We start from the raw sequence: 23,715 nt of genomic DNA on the forward strand, positions 1-23,715 counted from the left end.
ACACTGACTATAGACCGTCGGGCGGATCAGCTCTGACAGCGTGGGCAAAAGACGCTGGCGCGCTGGCCCAGGCTCACACTGCGCAACTCCGTGCCGCAGACTTTGCACGGCTCGCTGCCACGGCCATAGACGAACAGTTCCTGCTGGAAGTAGCCCGGCTGGCCGTCGCCGCCGATAAAGTCGCGCAACGTCGTGCCGCCTCGCTCAATCGCATGGGCGAGGATGCGTTTGATCTCGATCGCCAGTTTCAGGTAGCGCGCCCGGGAAATGCTCTTGGCTTCGCGGCGCGGGTCGATGCCGGCGGCAAACAGCGCTTCCGTCGCATAAATATTGCCGACGCCCACCACCACCGCGTTGTCCATGATGAACGGCTTGACCGCCATCGAACGCCCGCGAGATTGCTGGAACAGACGCTCGCCGTCGAACAGGTCGGTCAACGGTTCCGGCCCCAGGCGAATCAGCAATTCGTGATTGAGCGGATCAAGGCTCCAGAGCATCGCGCCAAACCGGCGCGGGTCGGTGTAACGCAGGGCCAGGCCCGATTCCAGCTCGATGTCCACATGCTCATGCTTGGCCGCCGGCGTGCCGACTTCCACCAGCCGCAAATTGCCCGACATGCCCAAATGGCTGATCAACGTACCGACCTCGGCATTGATCAACAGGTACTTGGCGCGCCGCTCCACCAGCACGATGCGCTGGCCGGACAGGCGCACATCCAGGTCTTCGGGAATCGGCCAGCGCAGGCGCCGGTCGCGCACGATAACCCGGCTGACCCGTTGGCCTTCCAGATGCGGCGCGATGCCGCGACGGGTGGTTTCGACTTCTGGCAGTTCAGGCATGAGGCTCTCGAATCAGACGCTCAATCAGCAAATACCCGGCCCTCAGTGATGAGCGCCGAGGTCACGAATCGTTTGTTTAAGGGTTTCGAAATCGTAGTCCGAGAGGCCGACGTAATCGAGCACCAACGGCCCGACGCTGTTCCACTCATGGTCTTCGTTCTGGTTGCCCAGCACTCGGTAAGACGCGCAAATGTGTTCGGCCATTTTCAGGATCGACAGCAGGTTTTTCAGCTGAGTATTGCGCGAAGACTCATCGGTGAAGATCGCCAGGGCATTGTGGTGATTGGCGATGGCAGCGGTGATGTGTTCCGGCAGGCGCCAGGACTTGGCGGTGTAGTAACCGACCACCGCGTGGTTGGTGTTGAACACACGGTTTTCGGTGTCCACGACCCGGCATTCAGGGCTGGCGCTGGCATAAGCCTCTTCCAGGGTTTTCATGTAATCGGGGAATCGCTTGAGCATCAGCGGCACGCCGCAGTCGTGGAACAGACCCAAGGCATACGCCTCGTCGCCGGCCTGGGAGCCGATGCGCTTGGCCAGGGTCAGGCAGGTCATCGCCACATCCTGAGCGGTGTCCCAGAACCGGTTCAGCGTGACGATGGTGTCGTCGTTCATCTCACCCTTGATCGACTGCGCGTTGATCAGGTTGATGATCGAGCGGCTGCCCAACAGATTCACCGCCCGCTGGATCGAGGCGATCTTGTTGCTCAAGCCGTAATAAGGCGAGTTGACGATTTTCAGCAGTGCCCCGGAGAGGCCCGGGTCCTGGGCAATCAGTTTCGCGATCACTTCCAGGTCCGGATCGGGCATGTACTGCTCCATCTGCAGATCCACCATGATCTGCGGCTGGGGCGGCACGCTGATGCCTTGCAGGGACTGTTGAATCTGTTCGGAACTCAGCTCTTGGGACATAAGTACACACTCTGGGACAGGCGGGGATTCTAACCTTTAAAAACTTGGATCCGACACATTGCCCGGCAGATCGCCGAAAATTTCATTTGTTACCCTGGATCAGGCGGCCCCCTCGCCACATGTCACTCACCAGCCTATCAACAGTCGCAACACGCTATACTCCCGCTCTTTTTTCCGGAGCGACGTCATGTCCCTGCCTAGCCTGCGCCTTAAAGCCAACGCCGACCGACGCCTGCGAAACGGCCACTTGTGGGTCTATAGCAACGAAATCGATGTAGCGGCGACCCCTTTGCACGGCTTTAAGCCCGGCGACCAGGCGATCCTCGAGGCCGCCAGCGGCAAGCCGCTGGGCATCGTTGCCATGAGCCCAAACAACCTGATCTGCGCCCGTTTGCTGTCGCGCGACGTCAAGTTGCCGCTGGACAAGTCGCTGCTGGTGCATCGCCTGAACGTCGCCCTGTCCCTGCGTGATCGCCTGTTCGACAAGCCGTTCTATCGCCTGGTCTACGGTGATTCCGATCTGTTGCCAGGCTTGGTGGTCGACCGTTTCGGCGACATCCTGGTGGTGCAGATCGCTTCGGCGACCATGGAAGCCCATAAAGAAGACGTCATCGCGGCACTGACCCAAGTGCTCAAGCCTAGCGGGATTCTGTTCAAGAACGACTCCGCCGCGCGCGACGCCGAAGGCCTCAACCGCTACGTCGAAACCGTGTTCGGCCTGGTGCCGGAGTGGGTCGCGCTGGAAGAGAACGGTGTGAAATTCGAAGCGCCGGTCATCCAGGGCCAGAAAACCGGCTGGTTCTACGACCACCGCATGAACCGCGCGCGCCTGGCCCCTTACGCCAAAGGCAAACGCGTACTCGACCTCTACAGCTACATCGGCGGCTGGGGCGTGCAAGCGGCCGCGTTCGGCGCCAGTGAAGTGTTCTGCGTCGACGCATCGGCCTTCGCCCTCGACGGTGTCGAGCGTAACGCCGCGTTGAACGGTGTCGCCGAGAAAATGACCTGCATTGAAGGCGACGTGTTCGAAGCCCTGAAAGAGCTGAAAGCCAGCGAAGAACGTTTCGACGTGATCGTGGCCGACCCGCCGGCGTTCATCAAACGCAAGAAAGACATGAAGAACGGCGAAGGCGCCTACCGTCGTCTGAACGAGCAAGCCATGCGCCTGCTAAGCAAGGACGGCATCCTGATCAGCGCTTCGTGCTCGATGCACCTGCCGGAAGATGACCTGCAGAACATCCTGCTGACCAGCGCCCGTCACCTGGATCGCAACATCCAGATGCTGGAACGTGGCGGCCAAGGCCCGGATCATCCGGTGCACCCGGCCATCGCCGAAACCCGCTACATCAAGAGCATCACCTGCCGCCTGCTGCCAAACAGCTGATTACGCGGGTTTGACGGGGAGCCAACAGGCTCCCCGTTTGCTTTCTCCTCTCCTGAACTTCTCTATTTCTTACACTTGTCGTCCTACGGACGTGCAGGAAGTTTCCCTGCATCTTCTATTCTAAAGAATAAGACTTACACACCATTGCAAGTCTAAAGATCACTCCCACAAAATTACTGGAAGTTTCCTACTAACATTCCACTTGATAAGAACTCATTACAAACTATGATTGAGTTGTCACCAAGGAGTGGCATTCACTATCACTTACAAGGAGTTCACAACATGAAAGCAGTTACTCTGGAAACCAACAAAATCGCTAACCTGGCTTTTCTGGTCGCGCCAAAAGCCCGCTAAGTAAATGAGGCGCTGGGGAGTGCCGGCTTACCCAGCGTTTTCCTGGTTCCGTCAGAGTGAAGCACCCATCATGCAGCTAAACCCGCATCTATTCATATTGCCTCGCACGCCAGGTCAAATTGTCTGGGACTATAAGAACCACAAACAATTTGAACTGAACCTGGCGTATTCAACCCGACTGGCAGAACTTATCGACAGCCCGAGCAAGTTCGATAACAAGAACATCATCGATATTCAATTTTTGAATACCGGAATACTCACAACTTTAAAAACCGATGTTCCAGAGTGGGGCTGGGATGAACTATCAAAAATATTTCATATCGGCACCAAGAACCTGCCGTTCGAATACATCCCACAGAATAGCCATGAATGGTCGAGGCACTATCTGGACCATTGCAATGAAGTATTGGCCTCCAGCACGCCAGACTTCGCTCTCGCGCACCGCGCGACGAACGAACTGATTGCCCTCCCCGCGCCCTCCGGGTTACCGGCGGAAAGCCTCGCCGATGCCTTGATCAACCGTAAGACCTGCCGTTCTTTCACCGGGGAGGCGATTGCCCTCGAAGAGGTCAGTACGTTGCTTTATCTGGCCCTCGGCTATCTCAAAGAGCGCGAACTGGATGTTGATGATACGGTCGCCGAAGGTCTGAGCGCCCGCCGCAGCAGCCCTTCAGGTGGAGGATTAAATGCCTGCGAAGGCTTTCTCCATGTGCAAAACGTCAGTGGCCTCGCCCCCGGACTCTACGCCTATCATCCGGCCGATCATGCGCTGAGTTTCGTCAACACATTGCCCGACTCACCTTTGGGACAACTCCTGTGCGGCCAACATTTCATCAACAACTTGCCCGTCGGCCTGTTCATCAGCGCGCGCTTCGACAAGTTGTGGTGGAAATACCCGCACTCCCGGGCTTACCGGATGGCGTATGTCGAGGCCGGTCATATTGCCCAGACCTTCCAACTGGTGGCCACGGCACTGGGTTTGAGCACTTGGCTGACCGGCGCACTGACGGACGATCAGGTCGAAGCACTCCTGGGCCTTGAGGACAGCGCGGAACAACCGTTGTTTTTTGTCGGATGCGGCCAGAGCGACGGGCAGGTGATGTGCGAGGAATTGAAAGCGCTGTTGAACAACCCGGGGCTTCCAGAATGATCAGCGCCACTACCCTTCCGGATTCCTGGGCCCGGCGTTTTACCCTTGGCGACTGGAACTCCCGCGCCTCGGTGCGCGCCAGCGAACATACCTACCAATTGCCGCCAGACCTGGAACAGCAACTGGAAACCCGTCACTGGTTCCCCCCGGCCTTTTTGCCGTACCTCAGCCACCCGAGCATCAAAGCCGCAGGCCAATCGGTCATCCATCGGCTATCGGCCAATCACCTGGTGTATTTCCTCGACTACACCACGCTGCTGGAACATCGCATCGTCAACCGGGCCGTGGAAACCATCGTCCACGGTGAACTGGGCGTCAGCATCCCGCAGAAAATGAAAACAGCTGCGTTGCAGCTCTACACCGACGAGGGCTTTCACGCGCTGTTTTCCGACAGCCTCGCCGAGCAGATTGCCAACCACTACGGCATCGCCTCGCGTCCGGTGATACCGCAGCGGATTACCCGCCTGAACGCCCTGCTCGACCAGACCCCGGAACGGCATAAGGCACTGGCCTGGTTTCTCGTCGGTTTCGTCTCGGAGACCATCATCGCCAGGGAGCTGCTCGACGTCAGCCGCGACGCCTTGGTGTCCAGCGTCCAGGAAATGCTCAAGGACCACCTCACGGATGAAGCGCGTCACAGTCGCTATTTCTCAGAAGTGTTCCATTATCTGTGGCTGACCCTGAACAGCAGTCAGCGCACGTTCACCGCCAAATACCTGGTGCAGGTCCTGCTGACATTCTTTGAAATCGATGAACGATGGCTGAAGGAAAGCCTGCGCAGCACGGGATTGAATGTTGCCTGTATCGCGGACATCCTCGGCGGCCTCACCGGCCAGGCGGCCAGCGCCCAACGCGTCCTTTCAGGGGCTCGCGCCACACTCCAGGCGTTACACAATGCAGGGTTCTTCGACCTGCACAGCAACCGGCAACTTTTCACACAGGCAGGGATTGTCGATGGATGAAGGGATATCTGCTGCAAGCCTCAAAAAACGCCGGGCCGCCGTCATCCTGTTAATGACCATGGTGTTGCTCGGGGTCTTTCCACTGGATGTGCTCCTACCCTCATTCGCAGCGCTGGCCGGGCACTTCCGGACCACGCCGTCCGACATTGCACTGTCCATCAGCCTGTTCGCCGTCGGCATCGCCCTGTCTCAACTGCTGATCGGGCCGCTGTCGGACACCTTCGGGCGCAAGGGTTTGTTGCTGGCGGGCATGGTGGTCTCGATCATCGGCGCGACGGGTTGCCTGCTGGCCACCGAGTACGCCTGGTTCCTGCTGTTCCGGCTGATCCAGGCCATCGGTTGCGGCTGCTTCGTGCTCACTCAGGCTCTGGTCCAAGACCTGTTCGAAGGCAAGGAACGGGATCGGCTGCGGATTCTGATGGTCACCGCCAGCGGGATTTTCATTTCTATCTCGCCCCTGGCCGGGACCTTGCTGCAACAAGCCCTGGACTGGCCTGGAAGCTTTGTAGTGTTCATCGCCCTGGCCAGCGCCGTGTTCCTGAAAGCCTGCTTCTTTCTCGAAAACCAGCGCCCGGCCAAAGTCACCCGCCAAGGCATCATCCAGTCCTACCGTTTGGTCTACCGCGATGCCCGGTTTCTCGGCTATTGGCTGATCGCCTCGATTGCCTTCGCCTGCCACTTTTCCTTCATTGTCATTTCGCCGCTGATCTTCATGGAGCAACTGCACCTCTCGCCCTATGAGTTCTCGCTGACGCTGTTGCTCTATGGCCTTGCTTACATCATCGGCGGGATTGTCGCCCGGCTCATTGGCGGGCGGATTGAAGCCAATACCCAAATCATCGTCGGCCTGGGCCTGATCTTCTTTTCGGGCTTGATGATGTTCATGCTTTCGATGCTGCTGGGGCTGTCGACCCTGACCGTGTTGGTCCCGATGATCATCTGCACCGCCGGCACCACCATTGCTCGGCCTGTCGCCACCTCCAAGGCCATGGAGGTGTTTGCGGACATGGCGGGTACTTCAGCGGCGGCGGGCAACACGCTGATCTTTATCTTCGGCGGCTTGATCAGTGCGCTGATCAACCTGAGCAGTACCGACCTGCAAACCACCCTGGCGCTGAGTTTTCTATTGTTGAGCGCCTCCGGCATGGGCCTCAATGCGCTGTTGACCCGGCGCCATCGGGCACTGACCGTCGGCTGAAAACTGCCGGTCGTCATCCCGCACGCTGCGTCAGCGCTGGATCAACACTTTCCGGCATTCCCTCCTGACGCCAGCGGTGTAGAATCGCGAGATTCATCGCCATTCATCCCCCGGCGGGTTTATGAGCTCAGGCTGAGGCAAGCGGCGATCCCGCAAAGTCATCGGCAACTTCCGGACACACGGCCATTTCTGAGTGTTCCAGACGTCAATAGAAGCTCACTCCCCATTTGTTACCTGATTAGCCGCCCGGAGTGCTCCATGCCTGATTACCGCTCGAAAACATCCACCCACGGCCGCAACATGGCCGGTGCCCGCGCACTGTGGCGCGCCACGGGGATGAAAGATGACGACTTCAAGAAGCCGATCATCGCCATTGCCAACTCCTTCACCCAGTTCGTGCCGGGCCATGTCCACCTCAAGGACCTGGGCCAACTGGTCGCCCGGGAAATCGAACGGGCCGGTGGCGTAGCGAAAGAATTCAACACCATCGCCGTGGATGACGGCATCGCCATGGGTCACGACGGCATGCTGTATTCGCTGCCGAGCCGCGAGATCATCGCCGACTCCGTCGAATACATGGTCAACGCCCACTGCGCCGACGCCATCGTCTGCATCTCCAACTGCGACAAGATCACCCCTGGCATGCTGATGGCCGCTTTGCGCCTGAACATCCCGGTGATCTTCGTGTCCGGCGGCCCGATGGAAGCCGGCAAGACCAAACTCGCCTCCCACGGTCTCGACCTGGTCGACGCCATGGTCATCGCCGCCGACTCCAGCGCTTCTGACGAGAAAGTCGCTGAGTACGAGCGCAGCGCTTGCCCTACCTGCGGTTCGTGTTCCGGCATGTTCACCGCCAACTCGATGAACTGCCTGGTTGAAGCCCTGGGCCTGGCACTGCCGGGCAACGGTTCGACGCTGGCCACTCACAGCGACCGCGAGCAACTGTTCCTGCAGGCCGGGCGCACCATCGTCGACCTGTGCAAGCGTTACTACGGCGACAACGATGAGTCGGTACTGCCGCGCAACATCGCCAACTTCAAGGCGTTCGAAAACGCCATGACCCTGGACATCGCCATGGGCGGCTCCACCAACACCATCCTGCACTTGCTGGCCGCCGCCCAGGAAGCCGAGATCGACTTCGACCTGAAGGACATCGACCGCCTCTCGCGCCACGTGCCGCAACTGTGCAAAGTCGCACCGAATATCCAGAAGTACCACATGGAAGACGTGCACCGTGCCGGCGGGATCTTCAGCATCCTCGGCTCGCTGGCCCGTGGTGGCCTGCTGCACACCGAACTGCCGACCGTGCACAGCAAGAGCATGGCCGAAGGTATCGCCAAGTGGGACATCACCCAGACCACCGACGAAGCCGTGCATCACTTCTTCAAGGCCGGCCCGGCGGGCATCCCGACGCAAACCGCGTTCAGTCAGTCGACCCGCTGGGAAACCCTGGACGACGACCGTGAAAACGGCTGCATCCGCAGTGTCGAGCATGCTTACTCGCAAGAAGGTGGCCTGGCCGTTCTCTACGGCAACATCGCACTGGATGGCTGTGTGGTGAAAACCGCCGGCGTCGACGAGTCGATCCACGTCTTCGAAGGCAACGCGAAGATCTTCGAAAGCCAGGACAGCGCCGTGCGCGGCATCCTCGCTGACGAAGTGAAGGCCGGCGACATCGTGATCATCCGTTACGAAGGCCCGAAAGGCGGCCCGGGCATGCAGGAAATGCTCTACCCGACTTCGTATCTGAAATCCAAAGGCCTAGGCAAAGCCTGCGCGCTGCTCACCGACGGTCGTTTCTCCGGCGGCACCTCGGGCCTGTCCATCGGTCACGCTTCGCCAGAAGCCGCTGCTGGCGGCGCGATTGGTCTGGTGCAGGATGGCGACAAGGTGCTGATCGACATTCCGAACCGTTCGATCAACCTGTTGATCAGCGATGAAGAACTGGCCGCACGCCGGGTCGAACAGGATCAGAAAGGCTGGAAACCCGTCGAGAAGCGTCCACGTAAAGTCACCACCGCGCTGAAAGCCTACGCCCTGCTGGCCACCAGCGCCGACAAGGGTGCGGTACGTAACAAAGCGATGCTCGACGGGCTGTAATGCTTAACCGTTGAATAAAAAATGCCCCGCCAAGTGCGGGGCATTTTGTTTTCACCGATCCCTGTAGGAGCTGCCGCAGGCTGCGATCTTTTGATCTTCAAAGGTCGCGCAAAAGAAAGATCAAAAGATCGCAGCCTTCGGCAGCTCCTACAGTCCGTGTTGAGCCAGTTAGAACTGTGGTTTGTAGGTCACGCTGAACATCATGTTCCGCGGATCGCCGTAGTAGTTGTTGGCCGAAACCTGGCTGTACGACGGGATGAAGTATTGTTTGTCGAACAGGTTGTTGAAGTTCACCGCCAGCGTCACTTCATCGCTGGCCTCATAGGCAACGCGCGAATTCCAGATGGCAAACCCTGGCTGTTCGAAACCGCGATCAAACGCCACGGTGCGGCTTTGCGCGTTGACACCCAAACCGACGCTGACTTTGTTGAAGTCGCCCGGCAAGGTGTAATCACCCCAAATACGCAGCATGTGCATCGGCGTAAAGGTCGAGAACACCTTGCCCTCCAGCTCCGGGTCCTTGAGGAATTTGGTGGTGTTATAGGTGTAGCTGCTGGCCAGTTGCAAACCCGGCGCGACTTCACCGCTGACCTCGGCTTCGATGCCCTGGCTGCGAATCTTCCCGGACGCCGTCGAGCAGTACCAACCGCTGCACGCTTCGTCGCTTTCGATATCGGTGGTGAAGTCGGTGACCGCACGATTTTTGTGAATGTAGCGGAACAGCGCCAGCGAGGTGTTGAGCTGGCCGTCCATCAACTCGCCCTTGATCCCCAGCTCGTAGTTTTTGCCTTCTACCGGTGGCAGCCCGGTTTTCTGTTTGGTCAGTTGGACCTGGGGAATGAACACTTCGGAGTAGCTGCCGTAGACCGACCACTCATCATTCAGCGCATACACCAGACCGGCGTAGGGCGTGACTTTGCCGCTGGCCTTGACCGAGGTTTTCTCGCCGCCGTCCTGCAGTTCGCGGGCGAAATAGTTGTCCTGATCGAAGTGGTAGTCGTACCAACTGGTGCGCGCACCGAGGATCAGGGTCAGCGGATCGGTCAGCTTGACCCTCCACGAGCCGTAAATGCCTTTCTGCCGAACGTCGTAGGTGCTGGTGGCCAGGTTGGCGCTGTCGGCGATGCTGTCGAAGCTCTGGTCAGGACGATGATGGTCGATATCGCTGATGTCCACGCCTGGCGAGAACGCCCGGGCATAAGCATCATCGGTGGTGTACTTCGAATAGTTGGCGCCCAGCACCACGCTTTGCTTGAACGACAAGGCTTCGAAGTCGCCGTTGACGAACACGTCCAGCCCCCGGTTTTTGCCGTAGAAATCGGTGGAGTAATCCGCGAAGCGCGGCCCGGTGGTCGTGCCGACGGGCACCGCCCCGGCGATGAACTGATACGTCGCTTCGTTGGACTCGTTCATCGCGATCGCCGACGCCTTGATTTTCCAGTTGTCGTTGAAGTGATGCTCCAGGTCCAGGTACACGGCGGTCTGGTCGTTGAACGAACGGTTCCAGGTCGAACCGGTGTAGGAGGAACGCGGCAGGTCCAGCGGCTTGCCATCGGTGTAGCGCGGTAAGCCAAGGAAATAAGGCCGGCCATGGCTTTTCTTGTTGCTGAAGCCCACGCCGAGCAAGGTGTCGTCGCTCAGGTCGAAGTCCAGCGCGCCGTACACGGTCTGTTCCCAGTTCCACGTGTAATCGGAAAACGAATGCCCTTTCTCGTAGTTGACCACCGCACGGCCACGGATGGTGCCGGTTTCATTCAGCGGACCACCGACATCCGCTTGCGAGGCATAACGGTCCCAACTGCCGGCCTTGGCACTCAAGGTCACAGTCGGTGCGGCTTGCGGACGTTTGCGCACCAGGTTGATCGCGCCGCCGGGGCTGTTGGCCCCTTGAAGCAAACCCGCCGCGCCGCGCAACACTTCCATGCGGTCGTAGATGACCATGTTTTCGGTGATGTAGCTGCCCAGCGCGTAGACATCGCGCGGAACGGGTACGCCGTCGTATTGCAGCGCTTCGATATCAAAACCGCGGGCAAACATGAACATGCCGGGGCCGGGCGATCTGATCGAACTCAGGCCGGGGATGGCTTCAACCGCTTGGGTCAGGGTGGTGATGTTGCGGTCATCCATAGCCTTGCGGGTCAGCACGCTGACCGATTGCGGGATGTCCTTGAGCTTCTGGGTACTTTTACCGAGGGTGACGGCGCCGGTGGTGTAGGAACCGCTGCCTTCGGTGGTCGTCCCCAGGCGTTGGGCACTCACTTTGGTAGCACCCAATTCCATGGCCGAACCCGTGGCCAGGCGTTTTTCCAGGGTCACGCTGTCGCTGTCGATGTAACTCGCTTCCAGCCCGGTGCCCGCCAGCAACCGCGCCAAGGCTTCATCCTTGGCATAGCTGCCGCGCAGGCCCGGGGATCGCACACCCTGGGTCACTTCTGAGGAGACCAGCACTTGCACGCGGGTCACCGCCGAAAACGCGGCCAACGCGGCATCCAGGGACTGCGCCGGAATCTCGAAACGATAGAGCTGGGCCTGCGCGGCGGGTGCGGTCTGTGCACAGACCGGTCCGCCCGCAACGGCCAGGCCCAGGGCCAGCGTCAACAAGGTCGGCAGGCCGGGCAGGCGCCGGGCGGCAATCGGATGTCCCATGGATGTTTCCCCAATGATCGAAGTCGGTGTGGCGGCGCGGCACTACTTGAGAGTGCTTATTGTTTACGCCTCAGTGATCAAGGACGACGACCCGCGGGAAAACCCTGAAACTATTTGAGAATTATTTGCAGCCACGCCAAAAAACGAACACCAACCTGTGGCGTGGGGGGTTGCTCCCTCGCCACCGATCAGCCCTCGCGCAGCACCAGCAAATACGGGGTGTAATGTTCGGCACGCAGGTGCAGGGTGTAGACCAGCGCCTTGACCACGGCGTCGGGCTTGTCGATGTCGAACACTCCGGAGACTTGCCGCTCGCGCAAGCCATCGCCCACCACCAGCGTGCGACCAGGCCAGTAGCGGTTCAACTCGTCCACCACCTCGGCCAGGGGTTGCTGGCGAAACACCAGTTGGCGCTGACGCCAGGCAAACTCGCGGGCCGGATCAAAACCGTGCACCGCCGTCAGTTGCCGGCCCTGATACTCGACCGCCCGGCCGGGCTCCAGATACACAGGTTCGCCACTGCCGGCGCTGACCTCGACGCGGCCCTGGGCGACCTGCACCCGCGTCTGATCAGTGTGCCGGGCCACGCTAAATTGGGTGCCGACGACTTTCACCCAACCGTCCCCGGACACCACGACAAAGGGCCGCGCGGCATCCTTGGTCACTTCGAACCAGGCCTCGCCCCTTAACAGCCGCACCTGCCGCTCCCCCGCGCTCATGCGGACTTGAAGGGCGGTATCGGTATTGAGTTGCAGCGTCGAACCATCGGCCAACTCAACCCGGCGCGTCTCGCCGGTGCCGGTCGCATAGTCGGCGCGCAAGCGATCCAGCCAAGGGGTGTGCAACGCGACGCTGCCGACCAGCAATAACACCGCAGCAGCGCACGCCCATTCGAACCATTGCCGAGGACGCGGTTTACGCCAACGCGCCTGCTCCTGCTGGCGGATCGAGCGCGCCGGTTCGCGCAGAGCGCCGAGCAACGCCTGGACTTCCTGCCACGCGTCATCCTGGGCCTGGCCCTGGGCCAGCCAGGTGGCAAACCCATCCAGTTCAGTGGCGCTCACGTCGTCGGCCTGGAGGCGGAAGTACCAGCCAGACGCCTCGGCAAACAGGTCGTCGGCCGTCGTCGTTGCGGCAGGTTCAATCATCAGGGGTTCCACGGGTACGGGTTCGCGAGTCATGGCCGCGCACCTCGGTCATCGCTCGCCAGCCGCGCCTGGATAAAGGCCCGGCAATCGATCAGCGCACGACGCAATTGGTATTCGACGCTACGCGGGCTGATGGCCAGACGCTCGGCAATCTCGCGGTAGGAATGTTCGTCGACATGATAGAGCAGGAAAATCTGTCGGGTCGCCTCGGGCAACGCCGAAATGGCATCGCGCATCAAGGCTTCGTCCTGATAGGCGGACAACTGTTCAACCGCCGATGGGCTGCTGCATGGCAGGTCTTCGCTGGGTTCGCCGGCTTCCAGGCGCTCGCGACGAATCGTCTGGCGCTGGTGATCACGCACCAGATTGCTGGCAATGGTGAAAAGAAAGGCTGGCAGGTTGTCGATTTTTTCGCCGGATTCCAGACGCGCCAGGCGCAGGAAAGACTCCTGGGTCAGGTCGGCCGCCACCTGGGCGCTGCCGGTGCGGCGGGTGACGAACGCTTCCAGGGCTTTCTTTTGTTCGGCGAACAGGCGAGCAATCTGCGTATTCCAGGAGGGCACAGCACTACCTTGATCGAGAGGTCGTTCAGGAGCGCGCACGCTAGCAGAAGATGCGAGTGATTCGCAATTGATATCTTTTTGAGGACTTTCCCGGCAATTGTGTGATGGCCTTCGCGGGCAAGCCTCGCTCCTACAGGTTATGCGCCATTTATGAATTGGCGCCCATCCTGTAGGAGCGAGGCTTGCCCGCGAAAGCCGCGACTGGGGCTTACTGAATCTCTTCAGGCTTGACGATCACCCAGTTCTTGTCCGCCGTCACCGGCAGGCCTTCTTTGGCTTGGGCTGCGGCGTGTTTGGCCATCATGCCGTTGAGTTGGGTCATGTATTTGTCCTTGCGGTTGACCCACAAGTGAATCCCGCCCTTGGCCACGTCAACACTGTGGAACAGCATGTAGCCGTCGCTGCTCGGAGTATCGCCGCCCACCAGCACCGGTTTTTTCCATTCGTCGATGTAGGTCAGGATCGCCGCTTGCTTGCCGGCCATCCAGGTCGCCGGGGTCCACAGGTAAGGCGTCAGTTCCAGGCCGAGGTTGGCCTTCTCGTCATACTTGCCGGCGGTGATCTGTTTGCGCGCGGTGGTCAGTTCGCCGGTCTTGCGGTCCTTGAGCAGCGTGGTCACGCCGATCACGTTCTGCGGTTTGACGTTGTAGCCGTACTTCGGATCGGCCGCGACCATGCGCACCAGCTCTTCGGAAGCAGCGGTCATCACGTAGACCTCGATGCCGTTTTCCATCAGCTTGTTGTACAGCTCGGCCTGGCCGGTGAAGACTTTCGGCGGCTGGACATCGATGGTCTTGACCACATCGCCATCGTAATAAGTGCTCGGCACCGGTTTGCCGGACGCCATCAGCTCATCCACATAGCCCTTGAGCTCTTGCAGGGTGAAGCCGGAAAACACCTGGGCGACCCACGGGTAGCAAACCATGTCGTCGATTTCGCAGAGGCGATAGTAGTAGCTGAACAGGCTTTCCTTGTGGTCGGCGGTGTCTTTGAACGGAATCAGTTTCAGGGAGGGGTCGAGGGTGTCGCGGGTGATCAGGCCCTTGTTTTCCATGAACGGCAGCAACGACTCTTCGAGGTCGTAGCGGTAACTGGTGTTGTCCATGTCGAACACCGCGAAGTTACCTTTGTTGGCATTGGCGGCGATCATCGCGTCCAGTGCCTTGGCCTGATCGGCGGGCCAGTGTTTCAAATCCGTAGCAAATACCTGGCCGGCGAGGCCGAGGCAGAGTGCAGCAGCCAGAAATTTCGGTGCGAACTTCATTAGCTTTCTCCCTGATTCAAAGAGATCGACGCTAACAAAAAAGTGTGACAGTTCTCGTCTGCCCGCGACCGCTTGCGTCCTGATTCCGTCAGGCGCATTCCCCACAGCGGCAGCGGCTTATTCCAAAAACGACAGTCAACCTCTGTTTTCGGTATTAATTCATTAGATATCAAGCTGTTAGGCTTGCCGGTTCGCAGTCACACACGAAGGTGGCTGGCACAAGTCTATGGAGTCCTTATGAATCTGCCGCTGATTCTCAACCTGCTGGTGTTCCTTGCCCTGCTCTTCGGCTTGGCGCAAACCCGTCACACCTCTTGGAGCCTGGCCAAGAAAGTCTTGCTCGCGCTGGCCTTGGGCGTGGGTTTCGGCGTGGCACTGCATGCCATTTACGGTGCCGGCAACCCGGTGCTGAAAACCTCGATCGGCTGGTTCGACCTGGTGGGTAACGGTTACGTGCAGTTGCTGCAAATGATCGTGATCCCGCTGGTGTTCGCCTCGATCCTCAGCGCCGTGGCCCGCCTGCACAACGCTTCGTCGTTGGGCAAGATCAGCTTCCTGACCATCGGCACGCTGCTGTTCACCACCGCCATCGCCGCGCTGATCGGCATCGGCCTGACCAACCTGTTCGGCCTGACCGCCGAAGGCCTGGTCGCCGGCACCCAGGAAATGGCTCGTCTGCAAACCATCCAGACCGATTACGCCGGCAAGGTCGCCGACCTGAATGTGCCGCAGTTGCTGCTGTCGTTCATCCCGCAAAACCCGTTTGCCGACCTGGCCCGGGCCAAGCCGACGTCGATCATCAGCGTGGTGATCTTCGCCGCGTTCCTCGGGGTCGCGGCACTGCAACTGCTCAAAGATGACGTGGAGAAAGGTCAGAAAGTGCTCAACGCCATCGACACCCTGCAAGCCTGGGTGATGCGTCTGGTGCGCCTGGTGATGAAGCTGACCCCGTACGGCGTCCTGGCGCTGATGACCAAAGTGGTTGCCGGCTCCAACCTGCAAGACATCATCAAGCTCGGCAGTTTCGTCGTGGTTTCCTACATAGGCCTGGGTTTGATGTTCGTGATCCACGGCTTGCTGGTGTCGGTGGCCGGGATCAACCCGCTGCGGTTTTTCCGCAAGATCTGGCCGGTGCTGACCTTTGCCTTCACCAGCCGCTCCAGCGCGGCGACGATTCCCCTGAGCATCGAAGCGCAGACCAGCCGTTTGGGTATCCCACAGTCCATCGCCAGTTTCGCCGCGTCGTTCGGCGCGACCATTGGTCAGAACGGTTGTGCCGGTCTGTACCCGGCGATGTTGGCGGTGATGGTCGCGCCGACCGTGGGTATCAACCCGCTCGATCCGCTGTGGATCGCAACGCTGGTGGCGATTGTGACCCTGAGTTCGGCCGGTGTGGCGGGCGTGGGTGGCGGCGCGACGTTTGCCGCGTTGATCGTGCTGCCGGCCATGGGTTTGCCGGTGTCACTGGTGGCGTTGCTGATTTCCGTTGAGCCGCTGATCGACATGGGCCGTACGGCGTTGAACGTCAGCGGTTCGATTGCGGCGGGGGCGATTACCAGCCAGATCATGCAGCAGACGGATAAAGAACTGCTGGATGCGGATGAGCATGCGGAGTTGGCGCAGGCCTGATGTAAAGCAAGATCAAAAGATCGCAGGCTTCGCCAGCTCCTACAGGGGTTCAGCGGTGTTCACACACCGCAACTCCCCGTAGGAGCTGCCGCAGGCTGCGATCTTTTAGGCCTTTTCCCAAACCTCAAAGGCGTACGCCGGCTTATCCCCTTCCGCCGCATTCGGCACATTCGACACCAACGTCCACTGGTTCAAATCAAACGCCGGAAACCACGCATCCCCTTCCGGGCTCAACGCAACACGCGTCAAATACAGCCGATCCGCCTCTGCCAACCCTTGGGCATACAACTGCGCCCCGCCAATCAGCATCAGCTCATCGACGCCCTGTTCCTTCGCCCATTCTTCGGCACGAACCACGGCGGCCTCCAGCGACGGATAAACCTCCGCGCCTTCCAGCACCAGATCCGCCTGACGACTGACCACGATGTTCAACCGGCCCGGCAACGGACGACCGAGGGAATCCCAGGTCTTGCGCCCCATGATGATCGGCTTGCCCAGGGTGGTGGCCTTGAAGTATTTGAAGTCCCCCGGCAAGTGCCAGGGCATGCTGTTGTCGACGCCGATCACCCGGTTTTCACCGAGGGCTGCGATCAGGCTGAGGGGGAGTGATTTAGTCATGCCGGCGAGGATACCAGAGCCTCCCTTTCCCCGATAAGCGCCACAGCGGTTATGCTCAGCGTTCATTTAAGCGACGGGATGCCGCGTGACTGAACTGAATAACCTCTGGCTGACGGAAACCATCCGTCTGCGCGAAGAACACGCCGGGCCCCTGGACGACCTGGAAGCCAACCGACTGGCCCGCACCGCTGGCGGCGACTTGCCGAGCCGCATTCAACGCCGCGCCTTGTGGCTGGCCGAACGCGATGGACTGACCAACGCCCTCACCCATTGGCTGCAGGGGGCGCGACTCGCGCTGCTGGTGCTCGCGGCACTGGCCGTGGTCAGCGGCGCCGGGCTGGCGTTTGCGGCGCTGGGTGACGGGCAAGTCCCGGTGAATGTGTTCTGGGCCTTGGGCAGCTTGCTCGGGCTGAACCTGATTCTGTTGCTGAGCTGGGCCCTGGGCCTGGTGTTCGCCGGCGAACATGGCGCAACACTCGGACGCTTGTGGCTGTGGCTCAGCGAAAAATTCGCCCGGGACGCCAAAGCCGCGCAAATGGCGCCGGCCCTGTTGCTGTTATTGCAACGGCACAAACTCAATCGCTGGGCCATCGGCGTGCTGGTCAACAGTGTGTGGCTGCTGGCGATGCTCAGTGCCCTGGCGATTCTGCTGACGCTGATGGCCACCCGGCGCTACGGTTTCGTCTGGGAAACCACCCTGCTCAGCGCCGACACTTTCGTCGCCATGACCCAGGCCCTCGGCGCCCTCCCGGCCCTGCTCGGGTTCAACGTGCCGACCGTGGAGATGATCCGCGCCAGCGGCGACGCCGCGCTCAACATCGAAAGCGCCCGCCAGGCCTGGGCGACTTGGCTGGTCGGTGTACTGGTGGTTTATGGGGTATTCCCGCGCCTGCTGCTGGCGCTGTTTTGCCTCTGGCGCTGGAAAACCGGCCGGGCCGCGTTACGCCTGGACCTGAACCTGCCCGGCTACGCGCAACTGCGCGAACGCCTGATGCCCACCAGCGAACGCCTGGGCATCAGCGATGCCGCGCCGGATCAGCTTCATCGCATCGAAAGCGGCGTCAGCGAATTGCACAGTAACGGCGCGCTGCTGGTGGCCATCGAGTTGGATGATCAACGTCCGTGGCCGCCGTACCTGCCAAAAACCGTGGGCAATGCCGGCATCCTCGACAGCCGCGAATCGCGCCACAAACTCCTCGAACAGTTAAGTCGTTTTCCCCCGGCCCGATTGCTGATTGCCTGCGATCCGCGCCGTTCACCGGATCGCGGCAGCCTCGCGCTGATCGCCGAACTGGCGCGCAATGCCAGCGCCACCCGGGTCTGGCTGCTGCAAGCACCGCCCGGCGAAGCACTGGATGCCGCGCGTCTGGGCGACTGGCACACAGCGTTGCAACAACTGGAGCTGCCGTTCGCCGATTGCGCCCCGATGAATTGGCTGGAGACCGGTCATGACTAAGCCGTTGAAGCTCGCCGTGGTCGGCCACACCAACGTCGGCAAAACCTCCTTGCTGCGCACCCTGACCCGGGACGTCGGGTTCGGTGAAGTGTCCCACCGGCCCAGCACCACCCGGCACGTCGAGGGCGCGCGATTGTCGGTGGACGGCGAGCCGTTGCTCGACCTTTACGACACGCCGGGCCTGGAAGATGCCATCGCCCTGCTCGATTACCTCGAAAGGCTGGAACGTCCCGGCGAACGCCTCGACGGCCCGGCCCGTCTGGCGCGGTTCCTTGAGGGCAGCGAAGCCCGACAGCGATTCGAACAGGAAGCCAAAGTGCTGCGCCAATTGCAGGCCTCGGACGCCGGCCTCTATGTGATCGACGCCCGGGAACCGGTGCTGGCCAAATACCGCGACGAGCTGGAAGTGCTGGCCAGTTGCGGCAAACCGTTGCTGCCGGTGCTCAATTTCGTCAGCAGCGCCAACCACCGCGAACCGGAGTGGCGTGAAGCCCTGGCGCGGCTCGGGCTGCATGCCTTGGTGCGCTTCGACAGCGTCGCCCCGCCGGAGGATGGCGAACGCCGGCTCTATGAAAGCCTCGCGCTGTTGCTGGAAAACGCCCGACCACAACTGGAACGCTTGATCGCCGACCAACAGGCCCAGCGTCTGGCGCGCCAGCAAAGTGCCGCGCGGCTGATTGCCGAATTATTGATCGATTGCGCTGCGTGCCGTCGCAGTGTGGCCAGTAACGCCGAGCAGGAACAACACGCGATCAGCGAGTTGCGCAAAGCCGTTCGGCAACGGGAACAACGTTGCGTCGAAGCCTTGCTCAAGCTCTACGCGTTCCGCCCACAGGATGCGGCGGCCAGTGACTTGCCATTGCTCGATGGGCGCTGGGGCGATGACCTGTTCAACCCGGAAACCCTCAAGCAATTGGGCGTACGGGTCGGTAGCGGCATCGCGGCCGGCGCGGCGGCGGGTGCTGGCGTGGACCTGCTGGTGGGCGGCCTGACCCTCGGCGCCGCCGCCCTGGCGGGCGCAATTGCCGGCGGGGCGCTGCAAACCGCCCGCAGCTATGGCAGCCGTTTACTGGGCAAGATCAAAGGTCAGCGGGAACTGACGGTCGATGACAGCGTGCTGCGCCTGCTGGCTCTGCGTCAGCGCCAACTGCTCCAGGCACTGAATACCCGTGGCCACGCGGCAATGGACAGCATTCAAGTGGCCACGCCCCAGGACAAGACCTGGCGCGAAGGCAAGCTGCCCGAGGCGTTGAACAAGGCCCGGGCGTATCCGCAGTGGTCGTCGCTCAATCCGCATCCGAAGTTGAATCAGGCCGAGCGTCAGGAGCAGATCGACGCGTTGGCGCAGCAGCTTTGAATAGGTGTTGTCTGGGTGGGCCTCTTCGCGGGCAAGCCTCGCTCCTACAGGTTTTAGGGTGATCGCGAAATGTGTGCAAAGCACAAAACCTGTAGGAGCGAGGCTTGCCCGCGAAGGCCGCGACGCGGAGTCACGGAAGGAACGCTACCAGCCAATCTTCAAGAACTGCTTCGCTAACGCCGCCACACGGCTTCGATCCGTGCGGTCCGAACGTCCGTCATTGTCCACATCCGAACTCAGCACCACTTCCATCTCACTATCGTTATCCAGATCGTGAACCGCGGCCTTGTAGGCAATCAGCGTCCCGTCATGGAAATGCAATCGCACCGTTTCCGCTGTGCCATCGGCGGACGGGTTCTGCGAGAAAATCCGCAGATGCCGTTCCTCACCGTCACCGGCGTTGAACCACGCGCACTTCAGATAGGTTTGGCCAAAGACCTTGAGCCGCCGCAGGTCCGCCTCCGTTGCCTCACGCTGCAAATGCCCATTTTCAAAAAACCGGTAACGCACGGTATCGGCTTGCCCCTGGCCAGTGGAGTCCTGGGCGATCACCTTCAAATAGCGCACGCGGGGCTCACTTCCATTTGAATTTCAGGTAGGTGCTGCTGAGCAACGACACCAGTTCCCGATCCACGGTATCGATATCGCCATCGTGATCCGTATCGAAGTGAAACACCCAGTCCAGCGTGCCGTTATTGTCCGTGTCGTAGGCCGCTGCGGTGTACGCCAGGGTTTTGTCGGTCGGTTTGCCGGGGCCTTCGTGAAAGTGAAAACGCACGGTATCCGGGCTGCCATCCCTGGCGGAGTCTTCGCTGAACATTTTCAGATAACGCTGGGTGGAGGCGCCGGGATTGAACCAGTTGAGCTTCAGACACGCATTGGCGAAGGTCTTCAGCAGCCGCTGGTCAGCATTGTTTTCCACACCGTTGTTCGTCACGTCGCCCATTTTGTAATCGACATGGCCATCGGCGTCGAAATCCAGGGCGAAGGCCTTGTTGAGCAAAATGTCGTCGCCCGGTGTGCAGGCCGTTTCGTAGAACTGCAATAAAACAGAGTCGGCCCGGCCGTTGCCGATTCGATCCTGAACAGTGACTTTCAAATAGCGCATGGGGCGTTCCTTGCCGATTAAAGAAGCCCAAACACTAGCGGCTCCAACGCGCGGTATCCATGGCGCTAATTCGCCGCAGGACGTAGGGCAATTCATTAAAAGTTGCCCGCCGAAACCCCCGTGAACGAAGGACGTTACGCCTTGATCAACAACGCCAGCGCTTTCGCCTTCAGCACCTCCAGATCAATCACTGGCACCCACATCTCCTTGGCCTGTTCATCCCACTGACGAATGCGCAAACTCACCGCGCACAACGGATCGCGCTCAAAGGCCTCAGCCTCGGCAGCGCTCATCACCCCGCCCTGATATTCCAGCGTTCGGCGGCTGGCTTCGCTCAAACGTGCGTAGTACCCCGGCTCCTTGAGTGTCAGATAGCGCTTGGCTTGAACGTGGTACTCCACCAGCCGCGCCATGCGTTCGCTGAAACCCAGGCGGCGCAAATAGTCCGCGCCAAGGCGCTCATGGCTGACCACGCCGAAACCGCCCATGTTCTCGGCATCCTCGGCGCAGATATGCCCGATATCGTGAAAGAACGCCGCCAACACCACTTCATCGTCAAAGCCTTCGGCCATGGCCAGTTCGGCGGCTTGGGACATGTGCTCGATCTGCGACACCGGCTCGCCGATGTAGTCGCTGTCGCCGAAGCGTTCGTACAGGGCGAACACCTCGGCGATCACTTGCTCATGGCGCGTCATCAATCCTCTCCCAACAACAGGGCCACGTTGCGCTCCGCCAGCGCCGGCCCGACGCTCATACCGACGCCGGTGTGCATCAGCGCCACGTTCACGCCGGGTTGCGGACGCAGGAACGAGAACGGCCCCGGCCCCTTCGAACCATAGACACCCTGCCAACGCTCAAGCACTTGCACCTTGCAGCCCAGGGTCTGCTCGGCCAGTTCGATCATCCAGTTATCCACCTGTTCGGCGTTGAACGGTGACGGATCGCGGCCGTAATGGTGGGAATCGCCGATGATCAACTCGCCGTAAGGCGTCGGGCTGATCAGCAGATGAATGCCGTTGTCGTGCAGGTGCGGCGCGTCCCGCAGGATCTGCGCTTGCACGGCGGCGGCTTCCGGCAGGTCGGCAAACGCGCCGTAGTGCACGCAACTCAACCCGGTGAGCAACGCGTGTTGCAGATTCAGATCGATCTGCGGTTTGGCGCGCAGCATTTGCAGGCGACAGATTTGCGGGTTGAGCGCGGCAATCGGCTCGGCGAGCAACGTCTGATAGTCGTGGCCGGAGCAAACGATGATCTGCGCGGCGCCGAAGCTGCCGGCGGTGCTGTGCAAGCGACCCGGCTCGATGTCGCGCACCAGGGTCGAGAAGTGAAACTCGACGCCCAGCTCTCGGCGCAGGTAGTCGATCAGCGCCGGAATCGCTTCGCGGGAATACAGTTGCTGATCGTCCTTGCCGTGCAACGCGGCGCGGTGATGACTGAACTGGCCGCTGTACAGATCCCGCAACGCGGCACCGCGCAGCAGTTCGACGTTGTAGTTGTGCTCCACGGCGCGACCGTTGCAAAAGGCTTGCAGCAGGTGTTCTTCGGCTTCGGTGCGGGCGAACAGGTACGAGCCGTTGCGCTTGAGTGGCAGGCCGGCGAGTTGCGCCCATTGGCCCCAGATCTCGCGGCTGGCCTTGGCCAGTTCAAGCATTGGGCCCGGTGGCTGGCCGGTGACCAGGGCTTGGCCGAAGTTGCGCACCGAAGCACCCAACGGGGTTTCGCTGCGCTCGAAAACGGTGACTTTTAGGCCGCGTTTGGCGGCGGCGTAGGCGTGGGACAGGCCGAGGATGCCGGCGCCGACGATGAGCATGTCGTTGTGTGGTGTCATTAAGAGATGCCTTGAATTCGAGGCCGCCTTCGCGGGCAAGCCTCGCTCCTACAGGGTGTGTGTGTTATTCGCATTTTTTGCATTCAACCCAAAACCTGTAGGAGCAAGGCTTGCCCGCGAAGAGGCCCTGTCAGCCGATGAAGATTTTACTTGGCAACCACTTTCTCGGACTTGCCGTCATAGCGCTTGCGCCACTCGGTCAAGATCTCATCGCGATTCTTCGAGGCCCAGGCAAAGTCGTTCTTGATCAAGCGCTGCTCATAATCCGCCGGCAATTCGGTCTGCGGCTTGGCAATCCCTGGCTGGGCGAGGACTGCGAAGTTCTCTTTATAAAGCTCCATCGCCGCCGGGCTGGCGGAGAAGTCCGCCAGTTTCTTCGCCGCGTCTTCGTGGGCCGTGCCCTTGATCACGGCAGTCGCTTCAATCTCCCAGCCCAGGCCTTCTTTGGGCAGGATGATGTCCAGCGGCGCGCCCTGGCGTTTCAGTTGAACCGCCGGGTATTCAAAGGAAATACCGATCGGGAATTCACCGGAAGCCGCGAGTTTGCAAGGCTTGGAACCGGAGTGAACGTACTGGCCAATGTTCTGGTGCAAACCGTCCATGTAGGCCCAGCCCTGTTTCTCGCCGAAGGTTTGCAGCCAGGCACTGACATCGAGGAAACCGGTGCCGGACGAGGCCGGGTTGGGCATGACGATCTTGCCTTTGTACTCAGGCTTGGTCAGGTCTTGCCAGCTCACGGGTTTGGTCAGGCCCTGCTTTTCGGCTTCGACGGTGTTGAAGCAAATGGTCGCGGCCCACACATCCATGCCGACCCAGGCGGGCGGGTTGGCGGCGTCGCGGTAGTTGCCGCCGATCTTGGCCAGGTCCTTTGGCGCGTAGCTTTGCAGCATGCCTTGCTGATCGAGGATCGCCAGGCTCGATGCGGCCAGGCCCCAGACAGCGTCGGCCTGCGGGCGTTCTTTCTCGGCCAGCAATTTAGCGGTGATGATCCCTGTGGAATCACGCACCCACTTGATCTCGACGTCCGGGTTGGCCTTTTCAAAGGCGTCCTTGTAGGTTTTCAGTTGTTCGGCTTCGAGGGCGGTGTACACCGTCAACTCGGTTTTCGCCGCGAAGGCGTTCAGGCTGAAAGCGGTGAGGACAGCAGCGGCCAGGGCCAGGGGCTTGAACATGATCTTTTCCTGTTTGAGTTGAGGGGG

Annotated in this window: 20 protein-coding genes; 8 read left to right on the plus strand and 12 right to left on the minus strand. The window is 60.5% G+C overall.

Annotated elements, in window-relative coordinates; genetic code table 11:
• Positions 1–26 precede the first annotated feature (26 nt).
• Together mutM and V5E99_RS01285 are read right to left on the minus strand one after the other, a co-directional pair.
• A complete protein-coding gene (gene mutM, locus V5E99_RS01280) occupies positions 27–839 on the minus strand; it encodes a bifunctional DNA-formamidopyrimidine glycosylase/DNA-(apurinic or apyrimidinic site) lyase (RefSeq protein ID WP_499800316.1) in 813 nt (270 codons plus the stop codon).
• Between the two features lie 42 nt (positions 840–881).
• On the minus strand, positions 882–1,751 hold the full coding sequence (locus V5E99_RS01285; RefSeq protein WP_499800318.1) for an HDOD domain-containing protein: 870 nt from the start codon (positions 1,749–1,751) through the stop codon (positions 882–884).
• A gap of 187 nt (positions 1,752–1,938) precedes the next feature.
• Here V5E99_RS01285 and V5E99_RS01290 point away from each other — a divergent pair, with 187 nt between their 5' ends.
• The 5 genes from V5E99_RS01290 to ilvD all read left to right on the plus strand — a co-directional run bounded on the left by V5E99_RS01290 (position 1,939) and on the right by ilvD (position 8,899).
• A complete protein-coding gene (locus tag V5E99_RS01290; RefSeq protein ID WP_499800320.1) occupies positions 1,939–3,135 on the plus strand; it encodes a class I SAM-dependent rRNA methyltransferase in 1,197 nt (398 codons plus the stop codon).
• Between the two features lie 424 nt (positions 3,136–3,559).
• Positions 3,560–4,639 carry a SagB family peptide dehydrogenase gene (locus V5E99_RS01295; protein ID WP_499800322.1) on the plus strand — a complete coding sequence of 360 codons (1,080 nt, stop codon included), beginning with the start codon at positions 3,560–3,562 and terminating at the stop codon, positions 4,637–4,639.
• On the plus strand, positions 4,636–5,601 hold the full coding sequence (locus tag V5E99_RS01300; RefSeq protein WP_499800324.1) for a diiron oxygenase: 966 nt from the start codon (positions 4,636–4,638) through the stop codon (positions 5,599–5,601). Before V5E99_RS01295 ends, V5E99_RS01300 begins: the two co-directional genes overlap by 4 nt.
• The gene (locus tag V5E99_RS01305) at positions 5,594–6,799 is read left to right on the plus strand and encodes an MFS transporter (protein ID WP_499800326.1); all 1,206 of its coding nucleotides are present in this window, start codon (positions 5,594–5,596) and stop codon (positions 6,797–6,799) included. Before V5E99_RS01300 ends, V5E99_RS01305 begins: the two co-directional genes overlap by 8 nt.
• 258 nt (positions 6,800–7,057) lie before the next feature.
• Entirely contained in the window at positions 7,058–8,899 is a 1,842-nt protein-coding gene (gene ilvD / locus V5E99_RS01310) for a dihydroxy-acid dehydratase (protein WP_054044474.1), read from the plus strand.
• A gap of 168 nt (positions 8,900–9,067) precedes the next feature.
• Here ilvD and V5E99_RS01315 read toward each other — a convergent pair whose 3' ends face one another.
• From V5E99_RS01315 to V5E99_RS01330, 4 genes are all read right to left on the minus strand, one after another.
• Positions 9,068–11,545, minus strand: a complete 2,478-nt coding sequence (locus V5E99_RS01315; protein WP_499800327.1) for a TonB-dependent siderophore receptor — start codon at positions 11,543–11,545, stop codon at positions 9,068–9,070.
• 188 nt (positions 11,546–11,733) lie between these two features.
• The gene (locus tag V5E99_RS01320) at positions 11,734–12,726 is read right to left on the minus strand and encodes a FecR family protein (RefSeq protein WP_499800329.1); all 993 of its coding nucleotides are present in this window, start codon (positions 12,724–12,726) and stop codon (positions 11,734–11,736) included.
• Complete coding sequence (locus V5E99_RS01325) at positions 12,723–13,256, minus strand: RNA polymerase sigma factor (RefSeq protein WP_499800330.1); 534 nt, start codon at positions 13,254–13,256, stop codon at positions 12,723–12,725. Before V5E99_RS01325 ends, V5E99_RS01320 begins: the two co-directional genes overlap by 4 nt.
• Positions 13,257–13,464: 208 nt before the next feature.
• Positions 13,465–14,520: an HAD family hydrolase gene (locus V5E99_RS01330; protein ID WP_499800332.1), complete on the minus strand. Its 1,056-nt coding sequence runs from the start codon at positions 14,518–14,520 to the stop codon at positions 13,465–13,467.
• Between the two features lie 237 nt (positions 14,521–14,757).
• On the opposite strand from V5E99_RS01330, the gene V5E99_RS01335 reads away from it, so the two are divergent.
• Positions 14,758–16,149 carry an L-cystine transporter gene (locus tag V5E99_RS01335; protein ID WP_499800334.1) on the plus strand — a complete coding sequence of 464 codons (1,392 nt, stop codon included), beginning with the start codon at positions 14,758–14,760 and terminating at the stop codon, positions 16,147–16,149.
• A gap of 105 nt (positions 16,150–16,254) precedes the next feature.
• Here V5E99_RS01335 and V5E99_RS01340 read toward each other — a convergent pair whose 3' ends face one another.
• Positions 16,255–16,767, minus strand: coding sequence for a dihydrofolate reductase (locus tag V5E99_RS01340; RefSeq protein WP_499800336.1), 513 nt, complete (start codon positions 16,765–16,767; stop codon positions 16,255–16,257).
• Positions 16,768–16,852: 85 nt separating this feature from the next.
• On the opposite strand from V5E99_RS01340, the gene V5E99_RS01345 reads away from it, so the two are divergent.
• Together V5E99_RS01345 and V5E99_RS01350 are read left to right on the plus strand one after the other, a co-directional pair.
• Positions 16,853–18,223, plus strand: a complete 1,371-nt coding sequence (locus V5E99_RS01345; RefSeq protein WP_499800337.1) for a DUF2868 domain-containing protein — start codon at positions 16,853–16,855, stop codon at positions 18,221–18,223.
• On the plus strand, positions 18,216–19,580 hold the full coding sequence (locus V5E99_RS01350; protein ID WP_499800338.1) for a GTPase/DUF3482 domain-containing protein: 1,365 nt from the start codon (positions 18,216–18,218) through the stop codon (positions 19,578–19,580). The genes V5E99_RS01345 and V5E99_RS01350 overlap by 8 nt, the downstream gene beginning before the upstream one ends.
• 144 nt (positions 19,581–19,724) lie before the next feature.
• Here the strand turns inward: V5E99_RS01350 and V5E99_RS01355 are convergent, their stop codons facing one another.
• From V5E99_RS01355 to V5E99_RS01375, 5 genes are all read right to left on the minus strand, one after another.
• A complete protein-coding gene (locus V5E99_RS01355; RefSeq protein WP_499800339.1) occupies positions 19,725–20,147 on the minus strand; it encodes a hypothetical protein in 423 nt (140 codons plus the stop codon).
• Positions 20,148–20,154: 7 nt separating this feature from the next.
• Complete coding sequence (locus V5E99_RS01360; RefSeq protein ID WP_499800341.1) at positions 20,155–20,688, minus strand: hypothetical protein; 534 nt, start codon at positions 20,686–20,688, stop codon at positions 20,155–20,157.
• A 134-nt stretch (positions 20,689–20,822) separates the two neighbouring features.
• Positions 20,823–21,383 (minus strand): phosphonate degradation HD-domain oxygenase, encoded by a 561-nt coding sequence (locus tag V5E99_RS01365; RefSeq protein ID WP_499800343.1) that lies wholly within the window; start codon positions 21,381–21,383, stop codon positions 20,823–20,825.
• The gene (locus V5E99_RS01370; protein WP_499800344.1) at positions 21,383–22,516 is read right to left on the minus strand and encodes a TIGR03364 family FAD-dependent oxidoreductase; all 1,134 of its coding nucleotides are present in this window, start codon (positions 22,514–22,516) and stop codon (positions 21,383–21,385) included. Before V5E99_RS01370 ends, V5E99_RS01365 begins: the two co-directional genes overlap by 1 nt.
• 146 nt (positions 22,517–22,662) lie before the next feature.
• The gene (locus V5E99_RS01375) at positions 22,663–23,688 is read right to left on the minus strand and encodes a putative 2-aminoethylphosphonate ABC transporter substrate-binding protein (RefSeq protein WP_499800346.1); all 1,026 of its coding nucleotides are present in this window, start codon (positions 23,686–23,688) and stop codon (positions 22,663–22,665) included.
• Positions 23,689–23,715 lie beyond the last annotated feature (27 nt).

It is taken from the genome of Janthinobacterium sp. LPB2021202312-11-4, assembly GCF_037049705.1.
GTDB lineage: Bacteria > Pseudomonadota > Gammaproteobacteria > Pseudomonadales > Pseudomonadaceae > Aquipseudomonas.

Excerpts from the sequence above, each read along its gene's own strand:
- mutM (WP_499800316.1), bottom strand. The coding sequence starts at position 839 with ATGCCTGAACTGCCAGAAGTCGAAACCACCCGTCGCGGCATCGCGCCG.
- V5E99_RS01285 (WP_499800318.1), bottom strand. The coding sequence starts at position 1,751 with ATGTCCCAAGAGCTGAGTTCCGAACAGATTCAACAGTCCCTGCAAGGC.
- V5E99_RS01290 (WP_499800320.1), top strand. The coding sequence starts at position 1,939 with ATGTCCCTGCCTAGCCTGCGCCTTAAAGCCAACGCCGACCGACGCCTG.
- V5E99_RS01295 (WP_499800322.1), top strand. The coding sequence starts at position 3,560 with ATGCAGCTAAACCCGCATCTATTCATATTGCCTCGCACGCCAGGTCAA.
- V5E99_RS01300 (WP_499800324.1), top strand. The coding sequence starts at position 4,636 with ATGATCAGCGCCACTACCCTTCCGGATTCCTGGGCCCGGCGTTTTACC.
- V5E99_RS01305 (WP_499800326.1), top strand. The coding sequence starts at position 5,594 with ATGGATGAAGGGATATCTGCTGCAAGCCTCAAAAAACGCCGGGCCGCC.
- ilvD (WP_054044474.1), top strand. The coding sequence starts at position 7,058 with ATGCCTGATTACCGCTCGAAAACATCCACCCACGGCCGCAACATGGCC.
- V5E99_RS01315 (WP_499800327.1), bottom strand. The coding sequence starts at position 11,545 with ATGGGACATCCGATTGCCGCCCGGCGCCTGCCCGGCCTGCCGACCTTG.
- V5E99_RS01320 (WP_499800329.1), bottom strand. The coding sequence starts at position 12,726 with ATGACTCGCGAACCCGTACCCGTGGAACCCCTGATGATTGAACCTGCC.
- V5E99_RS01330 (WP_499800332.1), bottom strand. The coding sequence starts at position 14,520 with ATGAAGTTCGCACCGAAATTTCTGGCTGCTGCACTCTGCCTCGGCCTC.
- V5E99_RS01335 (WP_499800334.1), top strand. The coding sequence starts at position 14,758 with ATGAATCTGCCGCTGATTCTCAACCTGCTGGTGTTCCTTGCCCTGCTC.
- V5E99_RS01340 (WP_499800336.1), bottom strand. The coding sequence starts at position 16,767 with ATGACTAAATCACTCCCCCTCAGCCTGATCGCAGCCCTCGGTGAAAAC.
- V5E99_RS01350 (WP_499800338.1), top strand. The coding sequence starts at position 18,216 with ATGACTAAGCCGTTGAAGCTCGCCGTGGTCGGCCACACCAACGTCGGC.
- V5E99_RS01360 (WP_499800341.1), bottom strand. The coding sequence starts at position 20,688 with ATGCGCTATTTGAAAGTCACTGTTCAGGATCGAATCGGCAACGGCCGG.
- V5E99_RS01365 (WP_499800343.1), bottom strand. The coding sequence starts at position 21,383 with ATGACGCGCCATGAGCAAGTGATCGCCGAGGTGTTCGCCCTGTACGAA.
- V5E99_RS01370 (WP_499800344.1), bottom strand. The coding sequence starts at position 22,516 with ATGACACCACACAACGACATGCTCATCGTCGGCGCCGGCATCCTCGGC.
- V5E99_RS01375 (WP_499800346.1), bottom strand. The coding sequence starts at position 23,688 with ATGTTCAAGCCCCTGGCCCTGGCCGCTGCTGTCCTCACCGCTTTCAGC.